The organism is Thiomonas sp. DCM-2, from assembly GCF_056820905.1.
This window is the reverse complement of record NZ_CM165962.1, coordinates 1260515-1281252: the sequence shown is the minus strand read 5'-3', so window position 1 is coordinate 1281252 and position 20738 is coordinate 1260515. Positions and strand designations below refer to the sequence as shown.

The following is a 20738-nucleotide window of genomic DNA, read 5'->3' as shown; positions in this document are numbered from 1 at the left end:
CCTCAAGCGCGCGGCGGGTAGCGCACCTCCAGAATTTCAAGCGTGGCGGTGCCGCCCGGTGTGGGCAGACTGACCGTGTCGCCCTCGCGCGCCTTCAGCAGCGCACGCGCCACCGGGGAAATCCAGCTGATCCGGCCTTGCAGTGGCTCGGTTTCGTCGATGCCGACGATGGTGATGGTGTGCTCCTCGCCAGCGTCGTTGGCATAGCGCACCGTGGCGCCAAAGAAAATCTGGTCGTTGCCATGCTGCAGGCTGGGATCGACCACTTCGGCGATGTCCAGGCGCTTGGTGAGAAAGCGCAGCCGCCGGTCGATTTCCCGCAGACGCTTCTTGCCGTAGATGTAGTCGCCATTTTCCGAGCGGTCGCCGTTCTTCGCCGCCCACGACACGATCTCCACCACCTTCGGACGTTCCACCTCGACCAGCTCCTTCAGCTCGGCGCGCAGTCGGGCGTAGCCTTGCGGCGTGAGATAGTTCTTCCCGCCGGGCGGCAGAGGGGGGAGCTGGACGCCGTCGTCCTCGTCGGCGTCGGTGCTGTCTTCGCGGACAAAAGCCTTGTTCATGGAGTCGTCAGGGAATGAATGCGCGCCAGAAGTCCGCTGGAGCGGCGCGTGACGCGCAGGATGCCTTCATGCAGGGTTGACGCGTCGGCGCAGGCCAGGGTGAAGGCGCTGCGGGCGCGGGTCAGCCCGGTGTAGATGAGTTCACGGCTGAGGGCGGCGCTGCGCTCGGGCAGGACCAGCACGGTGTGCGCGAATTCCGAGCCTTGCGACTGATGCACGGTCATGGCAAAGGCGGTCTGCACATCGGTCAGGCGGCTGATGCTCACCGAGCGCAGCGACTGGCCGTTGGCGAACACCACGCGCAGCCCATCCCTTGGTGTGGGCAGCACGATGCCCACATCGCCATTGAGCACGCCCAGATCATGATCGTTGCGCGTGACCATCACGGGACGCCCCGCGTACCACGCGTCACGGCAGCGCAACAGGCCCAGTGCGTCGAGCCGGGCGGCAATCGCGGCATTGAGCGCGTGCAGGCCCCAGGTGCCGTCGCGTACCGCGCACAGCACCCGACATTGATCGAAAGCGGCGAGCACAGCGCGCGCCCACTCGTCCCATTGCGCCGCCGTCGCGCTGGCGGGTGGACTGCACTGCAGCAGGCGCGCATAGTGCGCAAACCCGCTGGCCTGATCGCGACCACTGACGGCCAGGTCGACCAGCTGCGCGGCGAGGTCGGGCGTGGCCGGGAGTAGCCGCACGTCGGCATCCGGCGGATTGCGCAGCAGTGCCATCGCTGTGTCCGCATCGCCCGCGTGCACTGCGCGGGCGAGCCGGCCGATGCTGCCGCCAAAGCGGTGGCTGTGGCGCAGCATCACCACATGCTGCGCCAGCGCGCTGCCTGTGGAGTCGATCAGCGCGGGCGGGATGCGCTGGCCGCTGATCTGCTCCAGAGCCTGCGCGGTGGCTGGCCAGTAATGGCCGCCTTCGGCATCGGCGCACAGCTCGCCCAGCACGGCTCCTGCCTCGACGGACGCGAGCTGATCCTTGTCGCCCAGCAGAATGAGCCGCGCCGTCGGCGGCAACGCGTCGAGCACGGCGGCCATCATTTCCAGATGCACCATCGACGCCTCGTCGATCAGCAGCACGTCGACCTCCAGCGGATGCGCCGCGTTGCGGGCGAAGCGGCGGGTATCGGGCCGCGCACCCAGCAGGCTGTGCAGCGTGCGCGCCGGGCCGATGTGCTGCGACAGGTTGGCCAGCCCGTGCATTGCAGGCAAGGCGGGCAGGGTCTGCAAGGCCTGGTCGATGGATTGTTTCAGCCGCGCAGCCGCCTTGCCCGTGGGCGCGGCCAGCGCCACACGCAGCCCGGCCGGGTGTTCGGCGGTGGCGTACAGCAGCGCCAGCAGGCGCGCAGCGGTATAGGTCTTTCCCGTCCCGGGCCCGCCGGTGAGAATGGTGAGGCGGCTCCGCAGCGCGAGCGCAGCGGCCAGCCGCTGCCAATCCACCGCATCGCCGTCCGCTGGGGCAAAGAGCTGCGACAACGCCGCTGCCGCGGCCTGGTCATCGACCATGACCGCCTGCCGCAGACGTCGATCAACCTGCGTGGCTACACGCAGTTCGTCGCGCCAATAGCGGCGCAGATACAGACGGTCTGCGCTGAGCACCAGCGGCGCACCGGTGTCCGGGGTCGTGCCTTCCTTGAACACGGCTGAGCAGGCGCCCAGCGCGAGCGCCCATTCCTGCGGCGAGGCGACGTCTGCGATTTCCGCTGCGGGCACGGCAGCACGCGCCGCGCGCTCCTGCAGCGCCATGAAGTGCTGCGACAACGCGTCCAGCAACACGCAGGTGTGGCCGCGCCCTTCCAGATCGGCCAGCACGACGACCGCCGCCAGCACGTGCGGTGCGGCGTCCGGGCACAGGTCGGCGATGAACCGCGCCAGCGCCGCATCGAGCCGACGCAGCACGCCCTGCTCGGCCCAGAGCCGGAAGACCTCGAGCAATTGCTGGCTGCGCGGATCTGTTGCGAGGGTAGGCGCCTGGTTCATTGAACGCCCTCCCCGGCCTGCGCGAAAACGGCGTCGAGTGCATCGAGCAAGGCCACATCGGGCGGAATATGCACGCAGCCCGACTGCGGCCCGCGCACCCCGCGCAAAAACAGGTCAAGTGCGCCGCCGAGTTGCTGCAACGGGTCGTACGCCGCGCCCAGGCGCGCGCGCAGCAGGCGATGCAGGGCCAGCATGTAGAGCGCGCATTGCACGTCGTAGCGGTGATCGAGCATGGCAGCCTCCAGCGCGTCCTGGGTGTAGTGCGCATCGTCCGGCCCCAGTGCGTTGCTCTTGTAGTCCAGCACCCAGAAGCGCCCGGCATGGGCAAACACCAGATCGGCAAAACCCATCACCATGCCGTGCAGCACGCGCGCGGTCAGCGCCGGGCGTGGCTTTCCGGGCAGGATGAAGCGGCAGCACAGGGCGTCGATCTGCGCGGCGCTGGCCTGCGCGACCGGGAACCAGAACTCCATTTCCGGCAGGACCGCGTCGAGCTGCGGCAGCGTCGCCTCGATGGGCTGCAGCGGAGTCTCCAGCACCTCGCCCAGCCAGTCCAGCACATCGTGCGCGCGTTGCGCATCCCAGCCCTGCCGCGCGCAGCGCTGCAGCAGGCGCTCCTGCAGCGCAGGGTCAGACTGCAGCGCGAAGGCGTTTTCCGCCAGCCAGGCAAGCTGTTCGTGCACGAACTTGCCGGCCAGAGCGCCACGCGGAAAGCGGTGGCGCGCCGCGTCTTGCAGCGCCTGCGGCATGGCCTGGGCAAAGTCCGGCTCGGTGTCCGGCAGCTCATCCTGCAAGGTGGGCGGCGGTGCAGCCTGCTGGATGGAACGCGGCACCAGATCGCGCACCAGCGCGGAAAAGCTGCCGATGCCCCAGTTGCGCTCGAACACCCCGTCATAGACTGGGGCATCGCGCAATGTCAGCGGCGCCGCGGTCGGCTGCAGGCGGTGGAGATCGGCCTGTTGCGTTGCATCGTCGATCTGCACGGCGGGCATGCCCAGGAACACCTGATCCAGCAGACCGCGAATCTCCGCACCGGTGCGCGCCACGTCGCCCCCCAGCAGATAGCCGATCGCGCTGTGATGGAAGATGCAGGCCTTTGCATTGCCCACCTTCAACGCCGCGACGCCCACCCAGAGCGCATGGCGCGCGCGGGTCAGCGCGACGTAGAGCAGGCGCAGATCTTCGCGCAGCCTGTCCCGGTCGCGCGCGGCGTCCTCGTGGATCTTGCAGGCGGTGGAAAACGGCACGAACACCAGCGGATATTCCAGCCCCTTGGATTTGTGGATGGTGACCACGCGCACCAGATCGGCCTCGCTTTCCAGGCGGATGGTGTGCTCCTCGTCACCCTCGTCATCCAGTTGCCCCTGCAGCCAGCGGATCAGCGCCTGCTCGCCGTCGAGGGTGCTGCTGGCAGACTGCAGCAGCTCGGCCAGATGCAGCACATTGGTCAGCCGCCGCTCACCATCCTCTGCAGTCAGCCAGCGTGCCGGCAGGTTCAGACGGTGCAGCGTCTGGCGCAGCATGGGCAACACGCCCTGCCGTTGCCAGATGCCATGCAGTTCGCCCAGCAGTTCGAGCCGCTGCTCGAACACGGCGTCGTCCGTGGCCATTGCGGCCAGTTCGGCGAGAGTGAGCCCCAGCGTGATGGTGGCGAATGCGGCGCGGGCCAGCCGACCATCGCGCGGTTCGGCCACGGCACGCAGCCAGCGCAGCAGATCGGCAGCCTCCTGCGAGGCAAACACCGAGTCGCGGTCGGACAGGTAAACCGAGGCGACGCCGCGGCGCTGCAACGCGGCACGAATGGCCCGGGCTTCCTCGCCGTCGCGCACCAACACAGCGAGATCGACAGGACGCAGGCGTTTGAAGCTGCCGTTTGCATGCACAAACCCGGCTTGCGGGTCGTTGAGCAGATCGACCATGCGCGCCGCCGCGTGTGCGGCAAAGCGCTGTCTGGACGCACTCTTCGCCTCGAGTTCGGTGCACACACTGAATTGCAGGGCGGGCACCGCACCCGTGCCGCTGACCAGTCGCTCCGGTCGGCCGTGGGCGTTCACCGCGATGAAGGGCACCGGGTTGCTCTCCTGCGCGCCGTCCGTTTCACGGTACAGGAACGCCCCAGCTCCCTGGGCCGATTCGCGGTGCGCGAACAGCCGGTTGACACCGTCCACCAGGGCCGCGGTGGAGCGGTAATTGATGCCGAGCACCGCATGTCGTCCCTCGGTGGCGGTGCGCGCCCGCAGATAGCTGGCGATGTCGGCCCCGCGAAAGGCGTAGATGGACTGCTTGGGATCGCCGATGAGCAGCACCGCGCCCACCTGGGGCGACTGGGGCGGCGCGCTGGTGATGGCATACAGACGGTCGAACACGCTGAACTGCAGCGCCGAGGTGTCCTGGAATTCATCGATCAGCGCCACCGGGAATTGCTCTTTGATGCGGCTGCGCAAGCGATCGCCCTGCGGCCCTGCCAGCGCGGCGTCGAGGCGTTCGAGCAGGTCGTGGAAACTGAACTGGCCTGCGGTGTTCTTCAACGCGCGCAAGCGGGAGTCGACCTGCGCGGCCGCGTAGGCCTGCAACTCGGCTGCGCTGTCGGGCAGCGCCAGCAGGCTGGCGTGCAACGACGCGACGTCCTGAAACGCCGCGGGCACGTCCACGCTCCGGCCTTTTTTGCACTTGGCACGCAGGCCCTCCGGGCTGAGCTTGTCCCAGTCCTTGTCCGCGATTGCGGGCCGCACCATTCGGGGGTCGTTCAGCCAGGCCTCGAGCGCGTCGAACCAGCCGCGCACGCTGTGTTCGGCATACGACGTCTTGCTCAAGGGGCAATCCGGGGATTGCACCAGCGCCAGCAGCCATTGGCGCATGGCGGCAATGCGTTCGGCCCACTGGGTCTTGAGCGCACCGAGCGTGGCCAGCCGCTGCGCACGCAGACGCTGCCACAGCGCCTGCAGGCTGGCGTCTGCGGGTGCCGACTTCGGTGCGCCGCTTTGTGCGTCGCTCCGCGCGGCGCGGCGCAGGGCGGCCACGCTGCGCGCCAGCGCCTCCAGGCTGGGCCACACACCCAGCAGGTCATCCAGGTCTTCGCCCGTCAGGGGATAGATCTGCTGACGCCAGAAATCGCGCACCGCCTGGCGCTCCAGCTCGGTGTCGTTGGCCAGCAGGGTCTCATCGAACGCCTGCCCGCTGTCGAATGCATGTTCGCGCAGCATGCGCTGGCACCAGGCGTCGATGGTGAGCACGGCCGCCTCGTCCATGGCCTGCGCGGCCATCGCCAGCCGCCAGGCCGCGCCTTCCCGCACGCTGCCCGGCGGATGATCGTCCAGGAGCTGCTGCAGGAAGCGGTCGCCCGGCTGGGGTTGGCGCACACCCTGGAAACATTGCGCCGCCTCGACCAGGCGAGCGCGGATGCGTTCGGCCAGTTCGCGTGTGGCGGCACGAGTGAAGGTCATCACCAGAATCTGCTCGGGCATCAGCGGGCGCCCGAACGCCGAAGCGGACACGCCGTGCCCCAGGACCAGCCGCAGGTAGAGCGCGGCAATGGTCCAGGTCTTGCCGGTGCCCGCACTGGCTTCGATGAGGCGGCTGCCCTGCAGCGGCAGATGCAGAGGATCGAGCACCGCGGTCATTCGGCCTCCCCCGGGGTGGCGAGCGCCTGACCGTGAGGCACCACACGGCAGGTCTGCGTCCAATCGAGCAGGGGTTGAAACAGCGCGTCCTTCCAGCGGTCGAACCGACCGTCGGCCCGCAGGGCGTCAAAGTCGGGGAACATCCGGGCCAGACAGGGTTCCTCGACCTCGCCAGATGTGTTGAACCCTCCGTCATAGGTCGCTTCGCCAGCGCCATGCTGCAATTCAGCCAAGGCGGTGCGCGCCGGTACCGGCAGGGGCGCGGCCATGCCCGCGTTCCAGGCTTCGAGCAGGACTTGCAGATGCGCCCGGGCGACGCGTTGCTCCAGCGGCGGGAGCTGCAGGGCGGCGTCCGGGCCGATGAGCCAGCCTTCGACCGCCTCACCGCAGGCGGCACACGCGAGCTGGCGCACCCAGGCGTCGATCAGCTTGTCGACGCGCGGTGCCTGCTTGCTGCCCAGCAGACGCGAGGCGGTGAGTTGCATCCAGGCCCGGCCTTGCGGACCGGCACGCAGTCCGCCGAGCCCATCGTGGATCTGCACCCCGGCATGGGCGAAGTCCAGGGGCACGTCGGCCTGCTCGGTGGCGTAAAGGTGCTGCAAATCGTCCCAATGTTTCAGCATGGGCAGGGCCTCCTGCTGCAGTTGCTGCGCCACGCGCGCACCCAGCGCGCGCATCGGCAACACGCCGCTGCCCTGCAAGCGATGCAGGCGGCGCGCGATGGCGTGCTCCACCTCGTCGCGCACGGCAGTCTGTGGATCGTCGAGCAGGACGCCCAGCACACCATGATGCGACAGCCCGTCGAGTGCGAAGACTTCGTCATCGTCCTGCGCGTCCAGATCGTCGAACACCACGTCGAGGCGGATGCGGAAAAAGGCCTTGACCGGGTTTTTGAGGAAACGGGCGAGCTGCTGCAGGTTCAGTGCCTCGGTCAACGGTTCGAAGGTGGGCGGGCCTTGTGGCGGAGCCGCGCCTTCGGCGTGTGCCGGGCGCCATTCACGGGCATAGGTGAACAGTGCGGCCGCGTCGTTGGCCCCGCCGATACCTTGCTCGAAGTAGCGGCGGCTGAAGGGCTGCAGGGGATGCTCGGTGGTGCGCTGCGCCAGCAGGTCGCCCCCGTCCTCGCCGCGCCAGCCTGCGGCGAGATAGTCCCGCAGCTGCGCCACCAGCACCGAGGGCGGCTGTGCGGTGTTGTCGCGCGGGCTGCGCCCGGCCCAGCTGATGTAGAGCATGCGCCGCGCCGACAGCAGGGCCTCGAGCATGAGGTACCGGTCGTCTTCGCGGCGAGCGCGGTCGCCGGGACGATACTGCCCGGGCTGGCGCATCAGATCGAAGTCGCTGCGCGGGCTCTGGCGCGGGTAGTCGCCCTCGTTCATGCCCAGCAGGCACACCACCTCGAACGGAATGGAACGCAGCGGCATGAGGGTGCAGAAGGTCACGCCACCTGCCAGAAAACGCCCGCCACCCGGGGCCTCATCCACCGCGCCCAGCCAGCCGTCGCGCAGCACCGAGAGCGGCACGGGTTCGTCGAAGGCGGCCGATGCGCAGTCGTCGAGCCAGGCGGACAGTGCGTCGTCGATGCGGGCGCGGGCCTGGCGCTCGGCCAGATCCTGCGGCAGCGTGAGGGCATCGAGCAGGTCACGGGCATGCTGCGCCCATTGCTGCGGCGTGGCAGTGCCACATGCGGTTTGCCACCAGGCCTGCAGCACGTCCAGCAGATCGGCCAGCGGGCCGACCAGTGCGGCGTCCAGCCCACCGATCTCGTGATAGGGCACGATGTCGGCAAAGCCGTCCTCGCCTGCACCGGCGTAGCCCAGCAGCATGCGGCGCAGACCGAAGCGCCAGGTGTTCTGCTCGCCGCACGCGGCCAGGCCGAGGTGCGCGCGCTGTGCGGCATCCAGCCCCCAGCGCACCCCGGCGCCGGCAATCCATTGCGCCAGACGCGGACGGTCTTGAGGCTGCAGACCAAAGCGACGGGCAATGGCGGGCACGTCGAGCAGATCGCCCAACTCCGAGCCATGCACGCGCTGATCGGGCAGACGCAGCAACCAGTCCAGCGCGAGCAGCAGCGGCTCGGTGGCGCGCGCCGGCAGGTCGGCGATGTCGTAGGGAATGTGGCGCGCATCGCCCGGCGCATATTGCCCGAACACCGCGCGGATCGCCGGGGCGAACGGCGCGATGTCGGGCACCATGACCACGATGTCGCGCGGCCGCAGCGGACTGGGCTCGCCATGCTGTGCCAGCAGGCGCAGCAACTGGTCGTGCAGCACCTCCACCTCGCGCTGCGCGCTGTGGGCCATGTGAAAGACGACCGAGCGATCTGCCGATGGAATGGCGTTGTGCGGGTGCTCGTGCAGCGGCAGCAGATCGCGCACGGCAGCCTGCACCTGTTGCAGCAGCGTGACATCCGGGCTGTCGTCAAACAGGCCTTCGCGCGGCAACTCCGGCTCGTCCTGCGCCGTGGCGCGGGCGTCGAAGGCATCGAGCTGGCGCATGAAATCGCGCCCCTGCCGTCCCCACGCGGCCAGCAAGGGATGCGCATGGGCATGCATCGCCTCCAGGCTGATTGCGGCCAGGTCGATGTCCTTGCGCGCCGCGCGCCGCCTGGGCGCAGCACGCAGCAGCTCGCGTCCCTCGATGATGTCGGCCCAGTGGTAGCGGCAGGGGTTGGGCAGCGCCACCAGCACCTGCATCTGCCTGGAGAGCGCGACCAGCGCGTCGAGCAGCGCCCCCGGCAGATGCGAGGCGCCGAACAGCACCACGCGGCGCGGCAACGCGATCCGCCCCGCGTCAGCCTCCTGCAGCGCCTGCAGCATGGCGCGCTGCACCTGCGGTCGGATGCCGGCACGCTGCGCGTCGCTCAACTCGTTCAGTACAGCACGCCACAGCAGCGCCTGCCAGCGCTGATCTGCAGCCAGAGGCGAAGCCGTCCCGTTGACATCGAGCAGGACCTCGCGGCCATCCGCCCAGGCATCCAGCCAGTCGCTGCGGTAAATCTGGTACTGATCGAAGAGGTCGGCGAGCTTGCGCGCCAGTTGCAGCCGCCGCTGCGCGTCGTGCCCGTGCAGGTATTGCGACAGGGGAGCGAAACCCGGCTGAGACAGCAACTGCGGCAACAGGCGCATCAATCGCCAGGTCAGAACGGCCTTGTCCACTGCCGAGCGCGGGGGCACCGCCGCGTTCCCCAGAACCTGACGATAGGTGCGCCACAGAAAACGCGCGGGCAGTTCCACCCGGGTGGCTGCGCAAATGCCGCGCTGCGCAGCCAGGGCCATTTTCAGCCACTCCGCCGCGCCGTTGCTCTGCACCAGAAAAATTTCTTCTTCCAACGGCGCCAGCGGCTGCTGCGCCAGCCAGTGCAGCACGGCATCGCGCAGCAACTCCAGCCGGTTGCCCTGCAGAATGAGTAGGCCGGGGCGAATGTCGTGGGTCATGGCATCGGAGGAAGTCGCAGACGCTATTGTGGCCTGCCGCGCCGGGCACGAAACGGACGCCGCACACACGCCGCCCGTTGGTGCAGCCTGCCGATGCATTGCAAGGCGCATGGAGATCCTCGGCATCTTGCATCGCAGGCATGAAAAAGGGGATGCGCGTCATCGCACATCCCCTTCTTGGTTCAACTGGTGCGCCCGGCAGGATTCGAACCCACGACCCCTTGGTTCGTAGCCAAGTACTCTAATCCAACTGAGCTACGGGCGCCAAAAAAGAAGGCAAATTATAGACACACTTTTTCTGGCGCGTAAAGTCCCCGGATCCAAGTCGGCGCAATCGGCGCCAACGTGACTGGCGGACTGCGGGCACCAACCAGGCTGCAGTCGCCCGAACTGCGGCGGCGTGACAGGGCAGTGGCGAGGCACAATGCTCGCCCATGTCCGTCCTGCGCGTCTTCTCTCTCAGCTTGCTGCTGCTCGCGGCCAGCCGACTTCTGGGCCTGGTGCGCGACGCGGTGGTGGCCACTCAGTTTGGCCTGACCGGACATGCCGATGCGGCGCTGGTGGTGCTGTCCTTCCCCGATCTCGCCGTCAGTCTGTTGTGGGGGGCGGCGGTGCCTGCAGTGATGGTGCCGCGCATGGCAGGACACAGTCTGCAGCACATCGCCAGCGAAGGGGCGCGATGGTCGCGTCTGGCCATGCTGTTGTTCGGTGTTGCGGGCGTGCTGGTGTGGTGGTGGCAAGGGCTGATCGTGCGCGCGCTCGCGCCGGGTCTGAGCGCTGCAGACGCGCAACTTGCGGCGCAGGCGCTGGGCTGGTCCGCGCTGGTCGCGCTGCCTGCGGGGGCGGTCGTGATGGTGAGCAATGCCATGCTGCAGGCGCAGAGCCGCCTGCAGTGGCAGTACACCGGGCAGGTGGTATTCAACCTGGGACTGATCGGTGGTCTGATCGTGGCGGCGCAGACCGGACAGTTTGTCTGGGTGGCCCTGGGCGTGGTGGCGGCTGCCCTGGCACGGCTGGACCTGATGCGTCAGGTGAGCCGAACCGGTCTGCCAGCCCATGCAGATCGCGGCCGCGCCTTTCCAGACGCCCTGAGCTTACGCGCCCTTGGCATGGCGCTGGCGGCATCCGGCCTCACGGTGTTCTACACCCTGGCGGCGCGGTCGCTGATGTCGGACGCCGGGCCGGGGCAACTCGGCGTGTTTCAGTACGCGCAGCGCGTGGGCGAGTTGCCGCTGCACACGGTGTTCGCGGTCGCCTCCGCGCTGGCTTTGGCGCGCCTGAGTGCCGCCGAAAGCCGGGGCGACAGCGCCACAGCGCAGCAGGAAACACGGCAATGGCTGCGCGCCATGCTGTGGCTGTCTGCCCTCATCGCGCTCTCTGGCATGGTGGCAGCGCCGGGCATTGTGCGTCTGCTGTTCGGCTGGGGACGCATGACATTCGAGGCGCAGCAGCAGGTGGCCGATGCCATGCGCTGGATTCTGCTGCTGCTGCCGCTGCAGGCCGCGCAACTGGTGCTGTCGACGCGGCTCAACAGCCACCGCCGCATTGCCGATCAGGTGCTGGGCTACGGCGCAGGCCTGCTGGCCTTGGCAGCGGCTGGCGCGCTGCTCCCTGTCAACGACTGGCGGGGACTGGCTGCGTATGGCGCGGCCTGGCTGGTGGCGGTTGCGGTGTTGTGGTGGCGGCTGGCGCGGCATCAGGCCGATGCGCAGTGGCGCAATGTCGGCGTGCTGCTGGCGACCCTGCTGGTGCTGGGCACTTGCAGCTTGGCCCTGCATGCCGTCGCCCTGCCCTGGCCGCTGGGCCTGGTTCTCGCGGCTGTGCTGTTTGCTGCCGGCGTGTGGGCCCTGCTGCGTTTCGACTCGCTGGGGCGGCTGGTGCGCGATCGCTACACTTCCCGTCGGCAGCGCCGCGCTTTCTGACTTGTCGACCCGATGGACTTCATTCAAATCACCAACGATCCCGGTTTCGCCGCTTTTGCCGCGCGCTGCGGCGTGGCGCGGATCATGGTCGATCTGGAACGGCACGGCAAGCAGGAGCGGCAGGGCGGTCTGGGCACGTTCATCTCGGACCACCAGCCACAGGATGTGGCCCTGGTGCGCCGCGCCGTGCCGCAGGCGGAGCTGATCGTGCGGGTGAACCCGCTGCACGCGGCGAGTGCGGCCGAAATCGAGCAGGCCGTTGCCGATGGCGCCAGCCACCTGATGCTGCCGATGTTTCGCCGCGCGGAGGAGGTTGCGCAGTTCGTCGCGTTGGTGGCGGGTCGGGCGCAGACCATCGCCCTGCTGGAAACCCGCGATGCGCTGGACAGCATGGCGCAATGGGCGGGGCTGGACGGGCTGGATGAAATCTATGTCGGCCTCAACGACCTGCACCGGGAACTGGGCATGCACTTCATGTTCCAGCCGCTGGCTGCCGGCGTGGTCGACCGGGTCGCGGCGGTGGCCAGACAGCACGGCAGGCGCCTTGGCTTCGGCGGCATCGCCCGGCTGGATGAAGGTCTGCTGCCGGGGCGTGTGGTGCTGGGCGAGCATCTGCGGCTGGGCTCGCGCAGCGTGATCCTGTCGCGCACCTTCAACCGCGAGCGCATCGAGGCGCCCGACTCAGACTGGCGCGGCATTTACGCCGAGGAGATCCGCCGGTTGCGCCATGCGGCGCAAGTGCTCGCGCAGCGCGAACCCGCCGAGATCGAGAACGACCGCCTGCTGGCGATCGACCTCATCAACCGTGTGGCGCGCACGCTGAATCCGTCCCCCGCGACACACTGAACTTCCGTGGCCAAACGTCTGTTCGATGTGCTGCTGGCACTGTGCGCGCTGCTGCTGCTCTCTCCGCTGATGCTTGCTGCCGCGCTGGCCGTGTGGCTCGATTCTGGCCGACCCGTCCTGTTCGCGCAGCAGCGCGTGGGGCTTGGCACACAGCCCTTTCGCCTCTACAAGTTTCGCAGCATGGTGGTGGACGCCGCGCAGCGCGGCTCGCACAGCACCGCGCAGAACGACCCGCGCATCACCCGCGTCGGTCGCGTTCTGCGGCGCAGCAGTGTGGATGAACTGCCGCAACTCCTCAACGTGCTGCGGGGCGACATGAGCCTGGTCGGCCCGCGCCCCGATGTGCCTGCGCAGCGCAGCAACTACACCGAAGAACAATGGACATTGCGCCACAGTGTGCGTCCCGGCATCACCGGCCTGGCACAGGCGCTGTACCGCTCGCGCGCCACGCCGCAGCAGCGTCTGCAGGCCGACCTCGACTACGCCCGCAACCACGGCCTGCTGCGCGATCTGCACATCCTCGGACTGACCGTGGGGCAACTGTTGCGGCGCAGCGGCAACTGAGCACCGCAGACCAACCGAGATCCTCTGCCCATGTGTGGAATTTACGGAACCTTTGACCGCACCAGCGGCCCGCTGAGCGCCCAGGCCCTCGCCGCGATGGACTGCAGCCTCGTGCACCGCGGCCCCGACGACAGCGGCGTGTTCTCCGCCCCGGGCGTGGCCATCGGCAACCGGCGGCTGTCCATCATCGACATTGCCGGTGGGCATCAGCCCTTTGTGAGCGACGACGGCAAGATCGCCCTGGTGCAGAACGGCGAGATCTTCAACCATGTGGAGCTGCGCGCCGAATTGCAGCGCGAGGGCGTGCGCTTCGCCACCGACCACAGCGACACCGAAGTGCTCTTGCGGCTGTACGAGCGCGAGGGGCTGGACTTTCTGCCTCGGCTCAACGGCATGTTTGCCATCGCCATCTGGGATGGGCGCGCACCGGGCCATCCACAGCTTCACCTGGTGCGCGACCGCATCGGTGTCAAGCCGCTGTTCGTGCACGACGATGGCGGGCGCGTGCTGTTCGGCTCCGAGATCAAGGCCATCCTGGCGGCGCAACCCGGCAGGCCCACGCTCGACCTGGCCGCGCTGCAGCACTATCTCGCCTACAACTACGTCCCGCCGCCGTTCACGCTGTTCACGTGCATTGAGCATGTGATGCCCGGCACGGTGCTGACCATCGACAGCACCGGCAGCCACTCCCGCCGCTGGTGGAGTCTGGCCGAGCAGACCGCGCAGCCACACACCTTCACCGCGTGGCAGGACGCGTTCCTCGCCCTGCTCGACGATGCCGTGCGCCTGCGGCTGCGCGCCGACGTGCCCTTCGGCGCCTTTCTCTCCGGCGGGGTGGACTCCAGCACGGTGGTGGCGCTGATGGCGCGGCATGTGCGCGAGCCCGCGCGCACCTTCTGCATCGGCTTTCCCGATCCGCGTTTCGACGAATCGCCCTACGCCCGCGAGGCCGCACAGCGCTTCGGCGCCACGCACCGCGAGCAGATCGTGCAACCCGACATGCTCGACGACTGGGGCAGCGTGCTGTGGCATTGCGACCAGCCGCATGGCGACGCCTCGTTCATGCCCACGCGCAAGGTCAGTCAACTTGCCGTTCAGGATGTCAAAGTCGTCCTCACCGGCGACGGCGGTGACGAGCTGTTCGCCGGTTATGACAAGTACGCCGGTTTCATGGCCGACCCCGCGCTGCGCGATCTGCCCCCGGCCGACTTTGCGCGGCACTATGTCGAGCACACCGGCCTGTTCGGCGCGCAGGCCCGCGCTGCTCTGCTCCAGCCCTGGCTGCGCGCCAGACTGGCGGGTGTGGACAGCGTGCGCGACGTGGCTGCGCCGTGGTTCGAGCAGGCGGCGCACTTCGACCGCGTCAACCAGATGCTGTTTCTGGACATGATGTTGCTCTTGCCCGGCAACAACCTCGTCAAGCCCGACCGCATGGGCATGTCGGTCTCGCTCGAAGCCCGCACGCCCTTTCTCGACTGGCGCCTGATGGAGTTCGCCTTCCGCGCGCCGGGCAACACCAAGCTGCATGAGGGCGACAAGAAGCACTGGTTCAAGCGCGCGGTCGAGCCGCTCATCGGCGCCGACCTCGCGCACCGCAAGAAGCAGATGTTCACCGTGCCCATCGGCGAGTGGTTCCGTGGCCCGCGTCGGCAATGGCTGTTTGATCTGCTGTTCGCGCCCAACGCCCTCGGCGCGCAACTGTTCGACATGGCGCAGGTGCGCAAGCTGTTCGACGACCACGTCAGCGGCGCGGCCAACCACACCCGCGAGCTGCGCGCGCTGGCCGCGCTGGAGCTGTGGGCGCAGCAATTTCAGCCCCAGATTCCCGCATGAACACCGCAGCCCCCGCGCACACGCATCCATGCACCGCGCCGTGCATTCTCGCGGTAGCCTATGGCGGTGGCCACATCGCCATGATGCTGCCGGTGCTGCGCGCCCTGCGTGCGCGGCGGGCCGATCTGCAGATCACCCTGCTGGCCCTCACCACCGCCGCCCGCGTGGCACGCGACGCGGGCGAAACCCCGCTGGGCTATGCCGACCTGCTGCACCTGCTGTCCCCCATTGAGCAAGCACAGGCGCTGGCTCTGGGACGCGCGCAGCTGCCGGGCAATACCCACCCTGACATTGCCGAGGCGGAGACGATGGCCTACCTCGGCATCAACGCCTGGGACCTGCAGCAGCAGTTCGGCGTGGAAGCGGCCCAGGCCCTGCTCGATGTGAAGGGCAGACACGGCTTTCATCCCCTGCACTTTTTCCGCAGAGTGCTCAAGCACCTCGAGCCCGATCTGGTGCTGGCCACCAATTCCCCGCGCAGCGAGTTCGCCGTGGTCGACGCCGCCACCGAAATGGGCATTCCCAGTCTGGCGATCCTGGATTTGTTCGCCCTGCCCGGCGACGCCTTCGCCGCCCGCACCCGCTTCCCCAGCCGCGTCTGCGTGCTGTCCGAGGCCGTGCGCGACAACCTCGTCGCCGCAGGCTGGCCGCAAGGCACCATCGCGGTCACCGGCAACCCGGCATTCGATGCGCTCAACACGCCGCAAGCGCGCGCCCGAGGCGCTGCCCTGCGCAACGCGCTTGCTGGCCCTGTCGCGGCCAACGACACGCGCCTCATCCTGCTGGCCCTGCAGCCCGAGCCGGTGACGCACCCCGCCTCTGCGGGCAAGCGAGGCGACCCGTCCCTGCCCGAGCGCATCCTGCAAGCCAGCATCGCCTGTGTGCGCCAGCATCCCGACTGGCTGCTCATCGTCCGCCCCCACCCCTCGCAGCCCATGCCTGCACTGCCCGACGATGCACAGTTGCGCGCCTCACCGCCGACCGAGCCGCTGCACCCGCTGCTGCACGCAGTGGACGCGGTCATCACCGGCACGTCCACCGTCGCACTGGAAGGCCACCTCGCCGGGACTCGCGTGCTGCAACTGCTCGACTCCATCGCCGCGCCCGCCATGCCCTACCGCGCGCTCGGCGTGGCGGGTGCCGCCTGTCACCTGTCCGATCTGCCGCAGACGCTGGCTGCCCTGCTCGCCCAGCCCAAGCCCGCGCGCGCCGCTGCCGACACGCAGACCGCTGCAGACCGCGTGAGCGCGCAGGCGCTGGACCTGCTCGCGTCCCAACCCACAGGCGTCCACGACCCGTCATGACCACCATCGCCACCATCTGCGCCCGCGGCGGCAGCAAGGGCCTGCCGGGCAAGAACATCCTGCCCTTCGCCGGACAGCCCCTGATCGTCCACAGCATCTGCTTCGCGCTGCAGCACCCCGCCATCAGCGCCGTGTATGTGTCCACCGACGACGCCGACATTGCCCGCATCGCCCGCGAAGCCGGGGCCATCGTGCCCCATCTGCGGCCGGCGGACCTGGCGCGCGACGACACCCCCAAGCTGCCGGTCATCGAGCATCTTGTGGCCCATCTCGAAGCGCAGGGCCAGCACATCACCCGCATCGTCGATCTGCAGCCCACCTCGCCGCTGCGCATCCCGGCAGACCTCGACGGTTGCCTCGCCCGCGCCGATGCCCCCGACGCACCGGGGCTGGTGCTCAGCGTGTTCGACAGCGGTTTCAACCCCTATTTCAATCTGGTCGAAGAGCAGCCCGACGGCCGCGTTTCCATCAGCAAGGGCGGCGGCCTGGGCGCCCGCCAGAGCGCGCCCAAGGTCTGGGCGCTCAATGGCTCGATCTATGTCTGGCGGCGCGACGCGCTGGCCCACGCCGCGCAGCACGGCCTGTGGAGCGTGCCCGTGGCCGCGCACGCCATGCCCCCGCAGCGTTCGGTGGACATCGACACTGCCGACGATTTTGCCCTGGCCGAATGGCAGTTTGCCCGGCTGCACGCGCCCACCTGAACCCGAAGCCCATCATGTCCACCGACCGCGTCTTTCTCATTGCCGAAGCCGGCGTCAACCACAACGGCCTGCTCGATCTCGCCCTGCAACTGGTCGATGCCGCCCACGCCGCCGGAGCCGATGCGGTGAAGTTCCAGACCTTCCGCGCCGAAGACCTTGCCCTGCCCGGCACCGCCACTGCCGCCTATCAGCAGGGCGCCACCGGCGAGACCGATCAATTCGCCATGCTGCGCAAGCTCGAACTCAGCGCCGCGCAGCACCAGATCATTGCGGCGCACTGCGCACAGGTCGGCATCGAATTCATGTCCACCCCGTTTTCGGAAGAGGCGGTGGATCTGCTGGTCAGCCTCGGGGTGCGGCGGCTCAAGCTGTCGTCCGGTGAAATCGTCAACCGCCCGCTGCTGGCCAAGGCCGCCGCCACCGGCTTGCCGCTCATCCTCTCTACCGGCATGGCCACACTGGATGAAGTCAGGCAGGCGGTCGGCTGGGTGCGGACGGCGTGGGCGCAGCGCGGCGCGCCTCTCGCCGAACACTCGCCAGACCCCGCCGCCGGGCCGCCCCAAGGCGGGGTCAGCCTCCTCGGGGGGCAGCGAGCGCCAGCGAGTGTGGGGGCGCCCCTCACCCTGCTGCAATGCACCTCCGCCTACCCCGCGCCCGACGACGCGCTGAACCTGCGCGCCATCGCCACCCTGCGCACCGAGACCGGCCTGCCCACAGGCTATTCCGACCACAGCCTGGGCAACACTGCCGCGCTGGCCGCCGTGGCCCTGGGCGCCTGCGTGATCGAGAAGCACATCACCCTCGACCGCGCCCTGCCCGGCCCCGACCACCGGGCGTCGAGCGAACCGGCCGAGTTTGCCGCGCTGGCGCAGGACATCCGCCGCATCGAAGCCATGCTGGGCGACGGCATCAAGGCGCCGCGCCCCGACGAGATCGACGTACGCGCCGTGGCCCGCCGCAGTGTGGTGCTGGCTGCCGCCCTGCCCGCAGGCACCGTGCTGCGGCGCGAACACCTGCAACTGCGCCGCCCGGCAAGCGGCATCCCTGCAGCCGAGTTGGACTCGGTCATCGGCCAGCGCCTGCGCATCGACGCGCAGGCGGGCACGGTCTTGCAGTGGCAACACCTCCAGGGTGGGGACTGCGCCTGAAACGGTTTCAGACTTCAGGAACCCAATCATCCAAAAAAGCCAGAACGCGCGTGCGCAACACCGGCAAAGCGTTCTGCATAATGAGTCGAACCGTACTCGGGTTGATTGCGCCAAGAAGCCAGACTGACCCTTCACTGCTTCACTTCACGGCTTCACTGCTGCTCGCCATCCCCCCCATGCCCCGCCGCATCCTCTATCTCTCCGGTACCCGCGCCGACTTCGGGCTGATACGCCAGACCTTGCGCACCGCTGCAGCGCATCCGGGGCTGGAGGTGGCGGTGGCGGTCACGGGCATGCATCTGCACCCCGACTTCGGACACACGGTGGACGAGATCGCGGCCAGCGGGCTGCGGATTGCGGCGCGCATTCCGAGTGATGTGGGGACGCGGGATGATGCGGGCATGGCACGTGCGATCAGCCAGACGCTGGCCGGGCTGGTGCCGGTGCTGCAGGGCGAGCGGTTTGATGCGCTGCTGCTGCTGGGCGACCGCGGGGAGATGCTTGCCGGAGCGATTGCCGCGCTGCACCTGGGCGTCCCAAGCGTTCACCTGCATGGCGGCGAGCGTTCGGGCACGGTGGACGAGCCGGTGCGTCATGCGATCAGCAAGCTCGCCGCGCTGCATTTCTGCGCCACGGCGCAGTCGCGCGAGCGCCTGATCGCGATGGGCGAAGACCCGCGGCGCATCCATGTGGTGGGCGCGCCGGGGCTGGACGATGTGGGCGATGCACTGCACACGCCACGCGACGCCGCGCTGCGCGCGTTGCAGGCGGCGCTGGCACAGCAGTCTCCCCACCCCAACCCTCCCCACGTCTGGGGAGGGGGCAACGATGCTGCATTGAGAGGGTTTACTCCTCCCCCAGCCTTGGGGGAGGCCGGGAGGGGGCGCCTCGCCGAACGCCCCTACGCCCTCGTTCTTTTTCACCCCGTAGTGCAGGAGGCGGGCGACGCTGCCGCGCAGACCCAGGCGCTGATCGACGGCCTGCAGGCTGCGGGGGCGGGCTCGGTGTTTAGCGTGGTGTGGCTGGCGCCCAATGCCGATGCGGGCTCGGGGCATATCGAAGCCTTGCTGCGGGCGCAGCAGTGGCCGGGGTTTCACCGCATCACCCATCTGCCACGGGCCGACTACCTGGCCGCGCTGCGCCACGCTGCGGTGCTGGTGGGCAATTCGTCGTCGGGCATCATCGAGGCGGCCAGTCTGGGGACGCCGGTGGTCAACGTCGGCAGCCGGCAGAATCTGCGCGAGCGCAATGCCAACACGGTAGACGTGCCACCGCAGGCTGGCGCCATTGAAGCCGCCGTGCGGCAGGCCATCGCGCATGGGCCATGGCCGCCGCACAATGTCTACGGAGAGGGGGGCAGCGCTGCGCGCATCGCGCATCTGCTGGCCACCCTGCCCTTGTCGCCCGAATGGCTGCGCAAGGTCAACCGCTATTGAAATCCTCATGTCTGCACCTTCCGAAAAACCTGTCCTCATCGTGTTCGGCGCCGGTGGCCACGGCCGCGTGGCTGCCGACGCGGCGCTGCTGAGCGGAGCGTTCGCGCGCGTGGTCGCTTCAGACCGCAACCCGGCCACCTGGGGGGGCGAACTGCTGCCCGGCGTGCCCGTGCTCTCGATCGATGAGGCCAGCGCCCTGCCCGGCCTGCGCGCGGTGCATGTGGCCATCGGCAACAACCCGGTGCGGCGCGACGAGGCAGCACGGCTGGCGTCCATCGGGCCGCTGGCCACCATCATCCATCCGCACGCCAGTGTGGCGGCGTCGGCGCGCATCGGGCCGGGCTGCCTGATCACCGCGCAATGCGTGGTCGGACCGCTGGCCGAGCTGGGTGCTGGCGCCATCGTCAACCACGGCGCGGTGGTCGATCACGATTGCCACATCGGCGCGTGGGCGCACATCGCTCCCGGCGCGCGCCTGGGCGGCGCGGTGCAGGTGGGCGAGGCCGCGCTGGTGGGCGCAGGCAGCACGGTGCTGCGCAACTTGCGTGTGGGCGCGGGTGCCACGCTGGGCGCGGGCGCAGTGCTGCTGCAGGATTTGCCAGACGGCGCGGCCTGGGCTGGTGTGCCGGCACGGCCTCTGGCGCAGGCAAGCGCGTAAAACTGCACGGCCACGTCCACGCCGCGATGTACACTTCGCTGTACATTTTCCCCGGAGCCCTGCCATGCGCGACACCACGTTCACCGAACTGCGCAACCACGCCCGCGCGTTTTTCGACCTGGTCGAAGCCGGCGAAACCGTGCGCGTGCTGCGCAAAGGCAAGCCCATCGCCGAGATTCACCCGGTGGCGCCGCAAGTGCCCTCCTGGAAGCGGCGCACGGCCCGCCCGCTGCAGATTTCGGGTGAGCAGATCAGCCGCATCATTCTCGACCAACGCTGATCGCTGCGGCCTCTCCAGCACCATGCGGGTGTATTTCGATTCCTCGGCTCTGTCCAAGCGCTATGTCGACGAAGCCGGCTCGGCCGAGGTGCTGCGCTGGTGCGATGCGGCCAGCGTGCTCGCGCTGTCGGTCATCGCAGTGGCCGAGCTGATCTCCGCCTTCAATCGCCTGCTGCGCGAAGGTCGCATCGACGCGCAGCAGTACCGCACCATCAAGACCGACCTGCTCGCCGACATCGAGGATGCCCTGGTCTGCGACACATCGCCCGACGTCGTCGGCCACGCCGTGCGCGCGCTCGAGGCCCACCCGCTGCGCGGCATGGATGCGCTGCACATCGGCGCCGCGCTGGCTTGCGAGGCCGAGGTGTTCGTCTCAGCCGATCAGCGCCAGTGTGGCGCGGCGCGCGCCCTCGGTCTGCGCGTGGTTTCTGTCTGATTGCCGTCTGA

Annotated in this window: 15 protein-coding genes and 1 tRNA gene; 11 read left to right on the top strand and 5 right to left on the bottom strand. The window is 68.9% G+C overall.

All coding sequences use genetic code 11. From position 1 onward, the window contains the following. Positions 1 to 2: 2 nt before the first annotated feature. The 5 genes from greB to AC1ZQA_RS06135 form a co-directional block, all read right to left on the bottom strand. Positions 3 to 563 (bottom strand): transcription elongation factor GreB, encoded by a 561-nt coding sequence (gene greB / locus AC1ZQA_RS06155; RefSeq protein ID WP_482678934.1) that lies wholly within the window; start codon positions 561 to 563, stop codon positions 3 to 5. Further along, positions 560 to 2545 carry an exodeoxyribonuclease V subunit alpha gene (recD, locus tag AC1ZQA_RS06150; RefSeq protein ID WP_482678933.1) on the bottom strand — a complete coding sequence of 662 codons (1986 nt, stop codon included), beginning with the start codon at positions 2543 to 2545 and terminating at the stop codon, positions 560 to 562. Before recD ends, greB begins: the two co-directional genes overlap by 4 nt. After that, positions 2542 to 6165 (bottom strand): exodeoxyribonuclease V subunit beta, encoded by a 3624-nt coding sequence (recB, locus tag AC1ZQA_RS06145; RefSeq protein WP_482678932.1) that lies wholly within the window; start codon positions 6163 to 6165, stop codon positions 2542 to 2544. Before recB ends, recD begins: the two co-directional genes overlap by 4 nt. Beyond that, on the bottom strand, positions 6162 to 9599 hold the full coding sequence (gene recC / locus AC1ZQA_RS06140; RefSeq protein WP_482678931.1) for an exodeoxyribonuclease V subunit gamma: 3438 nt from the start codon (positions 9597 to 9599) through the stop codon (positions 6162 to 6164). Before recC ends, recB begins: the two co-directional genes overlap by 4 nt. A gap of 187 nt (positions 9600 to 9786) precedes the next feature. Next, positions 9787 to 9864 (bottom strand) — tRNA-Arg (locus AC1ZQA_RS06135). 169 nt (positions 9865 to 10033) lie between these two features. Between AC1ZQA_RS06135 and AC1ZQA_RS06130 the strand changes: the two genes are divergently transcribed. The 11 genes from AC1ZQA_RS06130 to AC1ZQA_RS06080 all read left to right on the top strand — a co-directional run bounded on the left by AC1ZQA_RS06130 (position 10034) and on the right by AC1ZQA_RS06080 (position 20727). Further along, positions 10034 to 11521, top strand: a complete 1488-nt coding sequence (locus AC1ZQA_RS06130; protein ID WP_482678930.1) for a lipid II flippase MurJ — start codon at positions 10034 to 10036, stop codon at positions 11519 to 11521. Between the two features lie 12 nt (positions 11522 to 11533). Then, positions 11534 to 12367 (top strand): aldolase/citrate lyase family protein, encoded by an 834-nt coding sequence (locus AC1ZQA_RS06125; protein ID WP_482678929.1) that lies wholly within the window; start codon positions 11534 to 11536, stop codon positions 12365 to 12367. A 6-nt stretch (positions 12368 to 12373) separates the two neighbouring features. Continuing rightward, positions 12374 to 12931, top strand: coding sequence for a sugar transferase (locus tag AC1ZQA_RS06120; RefSeq protein ID WP_482678928.1), 558 nt, complete (start codon positions 12374 to 12376; stop codon positions 12929 to 12931). Between the two features lie 30 nt (positions 12932 to 12961). Continuing rightward, positions 12962 to 14764, top strand: coding sequence for an asparagine synthase (glutamine-hydrolyzing) (gene asnB / locus AC1ZQA_RS06115; protein WP_482678927.1), 1803 nt, complete (start codon positions 12962 to 12964; stop codon positions 14762 to 14764). Continuing rightward, a complete protein-coding gene (locus AC1ZQA_RS06110) occupies positions 14761 to 16068 on the top strand; it encodes a UDP-glycosyltransferase (protein ID WP_482678926.1) in 1308 nt (435 codons plus the stop codon). Before asnB ends, AC1ZQA_RS06110 begins: the two co-directional genes overlap by 4 nt. Then, positions 16065 to 16769 carry an acylneuraminate cytidylyltransferase family protein gene (locus AC1ZQA_RS06105; protein ID WP_482678925.1) on the top strand — a complete coding sequence of 235 codons (705 nt, stop codon included), beginning with the start codon at positions 16065 to 16067 and terminating at the stop codon, positions 16767 to 16769. The genes AC1ZQA_RS06110 and AC1ZQA_RS06105 overlap by 4 nt, the downstream gene beginning before the upstream one ends. 14 nt (positions 16770 to 16783) lie before the next feature. Then, on the top strand, positions 16784 to 17917 hold the full coding sequence (gene neuB, locus AC1ZQA_RS06100; RefSeq protein ID WP_482678924.1) for an N-acetylneuraminate synthase: 1134 nt from the start codon (positions 16784 to 16786) through the stop codon (positions 17915 to 17917). Between the two features lie 176 nt (positions 17918 to 18093). Continuing rightward, positions 18094 to 19353: a UDP-N-acetylglucosamine 2-epimerase gene (locus AC1ZQA_RS06095; RefSeq protein WP_482678923.1), complete on the top strand. Its 1260-nt coding sequence runs from the start codon at positions 18094 to 18096 to the stop codon at positions 19351 to 19353. A gap of 7 nt (positions 19354 to 19360) precedes the next feature. Next, positions 19361 to 20011 (top strand): NeuD/PglB/VioB family sugar acetyltransferase, encoded by a 651-nt coding sequence (locus AC1ZQA_RS06090; RefSeq protein ID WP_482678922.1) that lies wholly within the window; start codon positions 19361 to 19363, stop codon positions 20009 to 20011. Between the two features lie 64 nt (positions 20012 to 20075). Continuing rightward, positions 20076 to 20291: a type II toxin-antitoxin system Phd/YefM family antitoxin gene (locus AC1ZQA_RS06085; protein WP_482678921.1), complete on the top strand. Its 216-nt coding sequence runs from the start codon at positions 20076 to 20078 to the stop codon at positions 20289 to 20291. Positions 20292 to 20313: 22 nt separating this feature from the next. After that, a complete protein-coding gene (locus AC1ZQA_RS06080) occupies positions 20314 to 20727 on the top strand; it encodes a type II toxin-antitoxin system VapC family toxin (protein ID WP_482678920.1) in 414 nt (137 codons plus the stop codon). Positions 20728 to 20738 lie beyond the last annotated feature (11 nt).